7 protein-coding genes are annotated in these 4648 nt (G+C 41.3%); 6 read left to right on the top strand and 1 reads right to left on the bottom strand.

Annotation, left to right across the window (positions count from 1 at the left end; genetic code table 11):
- Window positions 1-355 precede the first annotated feature (355 nt).
- Window positions 356-586 carry a hypothetical protein gene (locus PI95_RS34635; RefSeq protein WP_039740033.1) on the top strand — a complete coding sequence of 77 codons (231 nt, stop codon included), beginning with the start codon at window positions 356-358 and terminating at the stop codon, window positions 584-586.
- A gap of 136 nt (window positions 587-722) precedes the next feature.
- Window positions 723-1535 carry a PhnD/SsuA/transferrin family substrate-binding protein gene (locus PI95_RS34630; protein ID WP_039740031.1) on the top strand — a complete coding sequence of 271 codons (813 nt, stop codon included), beginning with the start codon at window positions 723-725 and terminating at the stop codon, window positions 1533-1535.
- Window positions 1536-1976: 441 nt separating this feature from the next.
- Here the strand turns inward: PI95_RS34630 and PI95_RS34625 are convergent, their stop codons facing one another.
- Complete coding sequence (locus PI95_RS34625; protein WP_039740029.1) at window positions 1977-2195, bottom strand: hypothetical protein; 219 nt, start codon at window positions 2193-2195, stop codon at window positions 1977-1979.
- Window positions 2196-2639: 444 nt separating this feature from the next.
- On the opposite strand from PI95_RS34625, the gene PI95_RS34620 reads away from it, so the two are divergent.
- The 4 genes from PI95_RS34620 (at window position 2640) to PI95_RS34605 (ending at window position 4500) form a co-directional block, all read left to right on the top strand.
- Window positions 2640-3098 (top strand): DUF29 domain-containing protein, encoded by a 459-nt coding sequence (locus tag PI95_RS34620; RefSeq protein ID WP_039740028.1) that lies wholly within the window; start codon window positions 2640-2642, stop codon window positions 3096-3098.
- Window positions 3099-3205: 107 nt separating this feature from the next.
- Window positions 3206-3571 (top strand): DUF2237 family protein, encoded by a 366-nt coding sequence (locus PI95_RS34615; protein WP_039740026.1) that lies wholly within the window; start codon window positions 3206-3208, stop codon window positions 3569-3571.
- Window positions 3572-3649: 78 nt separating this feature from the next.
- Window positions 3650-3892 (top strand): regulatory protein SipA, encoded by a 243-nt coding sequence (gene sipA / locus PI95_RS34610; RefSeq protein ID WP_039740023.1) that lies wholly within the window; start codon window positions 3650-3652, stop codon window positions 3890-3892.
- 56 nt (window positions 3893-3948) lie between these two features.
- Window positions 3949-4500 (top strand): peroxiredoxin, encoded by a 552-nt coding sequence (locus PI95_RS34605; protein WP_039740020.1) that lies wholly within the window; start codon window positions 3949-3951, stop codon window positions 4498-4500.
- The last annotated feature ends 148 nt before the right edge of the window (window positions 4501-4648 follow it).

Raw genomic sequence — 4648 nt, 5'->3', positions numbered from 1 at the left:
ACACTCATTGACAGCCAACATCTGTAAAATGTCGTGGGGTGTTGAGGATCTAGTAAACGAACGCTTGTGCCATTTTTGTCCAGCATCGGACCTAGGGTGTGGGGGGGGAAGAGAAAATCGTATTTTTGTACTCAATAGACGGAACCAACAGGGGTACTTGCGTTCCCCCAAATCGTAGATTTGGTGGTCTTTAATTGGTGGTGGGTTCTTGCGAACACGCTCTTACCCTACACCCCATACCCCACACCCCACACCCTTCCTTTTGACAGGGATGGGTAATCTAATATATAATCTCCGGTAAGTCTATCGAGTTACAGTAATTTGAATTTTAGTTTGATTGAAAGGAGCGGTAAAAATGGCGATCGCCCAACATATCAAGACTCGTCCTCAAAAGCGCATAGATCCTCATCAACAGTGGAAATTTTTAGAATCGAGTGCAGCAACGATACATCGGCTGTGCCGTGCTTGTAAAGCATATGCAACAGTTTTAAGCATCATGCTGTTAACTTTTGCCAGCTTAGGCTTTCTCTACATTCATTGGTCTGGACGCACTTTGCTAAGTGCAAGGCAGAATAAAAAATGCTGAAAGCAGAAGGAAAAATGCTGATATTGACTGCTTTTTGGTTGTTAATATTTACCCTAAGTCTAAGTTTTTATACTTAGGTTTATTGTTTAATAGTTGCAGCATCACAAGCCAAAATTAGAAAAAGAACTTGAATTAAATGACCATACCTTCAAAGCTGCGTGTTATATCCTATTTAGCTCCGAATTACTTTGATTTCTACGCAGCTATTACAGCTTATCTCGGTCGTGTATTGCAATTAGAAACACAGTTACATCAAGGTGAATGCGACCCCCTAGAAGATCCGTTATTATTACAAGACCAACTTGATTTAGCATTCATTTGTGGATTACCCCTGATTCGATATTGTCAGGTGGTTTCAGACCAATTGCAGACATTGGTCGCACCTGTGATGCTTGGATCGCGCTATGAAAACCAAGCGATTTACTTTGCAGATGCGATCGTTAATGCTTATAGCGATCTTAAAGTATTTGCAGATTTGGCGGGTAAAACTTTTTGCTACAACGACCTTGGTTCTAATAGTGGCTATAATTTGCTGCAACATCGCTTAATTCAAGACGGACATGAGCAAGGTTTTTTTAACAAAGAAATACAATCAGGTTCGCATCAACGTTCTATTCGCTGGGTAGTTGATGGCAAAGCAGATTGTGCGGTAATTGATAGTGTAGTCTTAGAACAAGAATTACGCGATTTTCCCGAATTGTCTAAGCAATTGCGTGTAGTGGAGGTATTGGGACCATCTCCGATGCCACCTGTGGTAGTAGCGCAGCGTTTGGGTAAATCGTTGATTCAGCAGATGCGCTACAGCTTACTCCAACCAGATACAGAACTGCAAAAAGCGATGGATAGATTCGGGGTGAAGCGTTTCGCAGCGGTGGAATTAAAAGAATTCAGCGTGCTGTTGTGGGGGAACGAACATAGAATAGAAGCCAGGAGTCAACATAATTCATAATTAATAATTCAGAATTCACGCATTACAATCAGTTAATTCCTTGAAAGAGTGAAGCTGATTGTTGATCACTGAAATCGGGGAATTCAGTGTTCGCTCTTTACCCATTTAATTATAAATTATGAATTATGAATTAGTAATTATTTGGTCAAAGAGTAAATTACACCACAGAGCGTTTGAAATTTCATTTTGGCTAACTTCTTTAGATTTATTTACATAGTTAGGTATTTTTTCACCCACCTAGTTATCAACTATTGAAGAACCGTTTTTTTGAAAGCACGGGCTACCGCGTTCCATGCCAATTTGTAGTTCATATCTGCATTAAGTAGCAACGGGCGGACTGAAAGCACCATCTTGTCGGTGTGTATCTTAATGAGACTTATGCAGTTTAAGCTTAAAAAAGGTAACCTTAAGCCTTGGTTGGGCTAAATGGCGATCGCATCATCATATACTTGGTTGGGATGACCGGGGTTGAGTTTTTCGCTCTTGTTCCCTTAAGTAGCGCGTGAGGACGACTTTGCGTTTATCTTTGCGTCCGAGTGTACCGTTATCGCCGAAGGTTTCCTTATTGTAGGCGTAGACTGAGTGCCATTTCAGGTTATTTTCAAAGTAGTCAGCGGTAGTTTGTTGTACAAGCTTATCTTCGGAATATTCGGCGCTCATCGGCGGTTTTCGGTAATATGGGTAGCTATTCTATTGATAGCCTTGCTGAGATAAAAGTAACAAGTATCACTCATAACCCCACCTTGATAAATCTATATTTTATCTCTCCTCCCCTTGAAAAGGGCAAGGGTTTCATTAAAGATAGACAAGAATGGCACAAGCGTTCGTATTAAAAGGAGCAAATACACTCGCGAGTCACCCAGAAGAAGGCTGTCCATTCTTGTCCGGAGTTAGCCCAAGGGTAGGGGTGGGGTTTGAATGGTTTATCATATAAATATCCTGTTCTTGAGATTCGCCCAAAAAGTAATGTTTTGTGGATATGTAACGGGCGTAGCGTTGGATTTTGCGAGTTGGAAAAATTAGATGAATGCACCTCATTTTTAGCTGATTAACAGTTTTTTACTTATACGTTATTGTGGATATATTAAGAGGTTTAAAAATTAGATGACAGCACCTCAACCAACAGTCTTTACATCAAAGCTTTACGACCAAGATTTTTATCTGTGGATAGAAACGACTGCTAGACAGTTAAAAGAAGGTAAATTTGCTGAAGTTGATTTAGCAAATTTGATTGAAGAAATCGAAAGTATGGGGAGAAGTGAAAAAAGAGCTTTAGAAAGCAATTTAGTAGTTTTATTAATGCACCTACTGAAATACAAATATCAGTCAGAAAAACGCTCCTTAAGTTGGCTTTCTACTATCTTTGAACATCGACGCAGATTAAAGAAAAATTTGCAAGATAGCCCAAGTTTGAAAAAGTACTTCGCTGAAAACTTTATGGAATGTTATCAAGATGCACGTCAGCTAGCAGCTTTAGAAACTGGGTTAACCCTTGATACTTTTCCTGTAGAGCCTTTTTTGACTGCGGATGAATGTTTGAATCAAGAGTTTTTACCTGATTAATTTAATTAGGACTGACGCAAAATTGTCAGAAAACTCGTTGTTTGTAACTCATGTGATAGAAAAGCGATAATAAAGCAAGTTATGACTTTTAGAGAAAGGAATTAACAATGACAGAAGCTAAAAACGTCCTTGGTGGAGAACTTGAGTCTTGCTGCACTTCCCCCATGACTGGATATTACCGCGACGGATATTGTCGCACAGGTGGTCAAGATTTTGGCGTACACGTTATTTGCGCTGAGGTAACAGCAGAATTTTTAGAGTTTACCAAGTCGCGGGGCAACGATTTGAGTACCCCACATCCAGAAAATCAATTTCCTGGTTTGAAACCAGGCGATCGCTGGTGTTTATGTGCTTCTCGTTGGCAAGAAGCTGAAGAAGCTGGTGTTGCTCCACCAGTTATACTATCAGCCACCCATGCTAGAGCTTTAGAAGTCGTTTCTCTAAACGATTTGAAAAAAAACGCCCATCAGTAGTAACGCAATTTATTGCGTTATTCCTTGAGCGATCGCTTTCTTGGTATATTCTGTAAGCTAAAACCTCATGGCTAAACTATGTCCACAGAATTCGCCATTAATAGTAAAGTCCGAGTTGTGGCACTACCGCCCTACGTAAAAACCGCAGACCCCATGCCCATGCTGCGCCCCCCCGATGTTATTCACATTGGGGAAGAAGGCACAGTCATTGACCGTCGTCCCGGAGGATATTGGGGTATCCGTTTTGCTAAAGGAACCTTTCTCCTCGATAGCCAATACATCGAAAGCACAGACACCCCGGATATATCTCACAAAGAGTGAGAATAGCAGCCACCAAAAATTGTAAACTTATGTAAAGTTATAATTTTGGTCTGCACATGATTTATCGTCGCACTTTTTTGAGTATATTATTTGCCAGCTGCTTTGCTGTCATTACTTGGTTGAATTTTACCCCTGCTGCGAATGCTTTAGGAGGTAAACTCCCAGCAATTAATCAACCCGCACCTTTATTTACCTTGCCAACCAACACAGGTAATGGTGAAATTTCTCTGTCTGACTTGCGTGGTAAGTGGACAGTTCTTTACTTTTATCCCAAAGACTTCACCGCTGGTTGCACCATAGAAGCGCGTCGTTTTCAGCAAGACTTGCCCAAATACGTGGAAAAAAACGCGCAAATTATCGGTGTCAGTGCTGATGACGTTGATTCACACGCCGAGTTTTGTGATTCAGAAAAGTTAAAATTTCCCTTATTGGCTGATACCACCGGATCGGTCAGTAAAGCTTACGGTTCTTGGATTGGCTTTGTCTCCATGCGCCACAGCTTTATCATCGATCCAAACGGCATCCTGCGCGAGACTTTTGTCAAAGTCAATCCAAGCATCCACAGTACAGAAGTTCTCGCAAAACTCGAACAACTGCAATCGTCTTAGGGAATAGGTAATAGGTAATAGAAAGAAATTGTCCCCACTCCCCCCCTCCCCCACTCCCTTGGACGCTCACCCGGACAAAAATGGACAGGCTTCTCCTTCAAAGACGCGAAGCGCGAACATCCTTTGTGACTCGCTATCGTGTTGAGGA

Origin of the sequence: Hassallia byssoidea VB512170, assembly GCF_000817785.2 — a bacterium.
Lineage (GTDB): Bacteria > Cyanobacteriota > Cyanobacteriia > Cyanobacteriales > Nostocaceae > Hassallia > Hassallia carrinoi.
Note: the sequence above shows the minus strand (reverse complement) of the source record. Positions and strands in the feature narration are given on the sequence as shown.